The organism is Roseburia faecis, assembly GCF_001406815.1.
In the GTDB taxonomy this organism is placed as follows: domain Bacteria; phylum Bacillota; class Clostridia; order Lachnospirales; family Lachnospiraceae; genus Roseburia; species Roseburia faecis.
The window spans coordinates 1-685 of the sequence record NZ_CVRR01000070.1 but is presented as its reverse complement, the minus strand read 5'-3'; the positions used below and the strand labels follow the sequence as shown (position 1 = coordinate 685).

The 685-nt window shown below is 47.2% G+C and carries 1 protein-coding gene; it reads right to left on the bottom strand.

Annotated elements, in window-relative coordinates; translation table 11 throughout:
- A partial coding sequence (tnpC, locus tag M72_RS14215) for an IS66 family transposase (protein WP_141652757.1) occupies positions 1–685 on the bottom strand: 685 nt, incomplete at both ends.

Below are 685 nucleotides of genomic sequence, written 5' to 3'. Positions count from 1 at the left end.
CTGTCTCCGGATTCCGGATGCAGCTGGTCAAGCCATGACAAAAAAGCCTCTATGACAGGTTTTTGATCCTTCAGGCGGCGATGATAAATCTGTCTGGGCGATAATCCTTTTTCTCGATAAGATCGTTCATACTCAAACAGCTTATTACAGTATAGGAATCCCTGGACTGCCGGATGTGTATAATCCTTTTCGTGGCCTTTGGGTATTGCCCGCAGCCAATAGCGTCGTATGTGAGCCCAGCAACAACAACGCTGTGCCTCCGGCACTTTGTTGTATCCTTTATAACCATCAACCATTAGATAGTATCCGGGATCTGCACCTGCAAGAAAAGTAGCGGCATGACTGCCGGCTCTGGTCGGAGTGTAATTATAAAGGATGATAGGAAGCTCACCATCGTCACCAGTGCGTACCAGCCAGACATAAGATTTACTCTGTGGTCTGCGGCCTTCTTCTTTTAATACCTGGATTGGAGTCTCATCTGCCATCAGATATCTGCGTCTCAACAGTTGCCGGTGCAGATATTCATACATTGGCAGAAAGTAATTCTCTGCGCAGTAGATGATCCAGCTGGCCATGGTCGTACGGCTGATCTTTACCCCAAGATGTTCAAAGTCCTTCTCCTGACGGTATAAGGGCATGGACATGACATATTTATAATACATCACATGTGCTGCAAGACCGGACG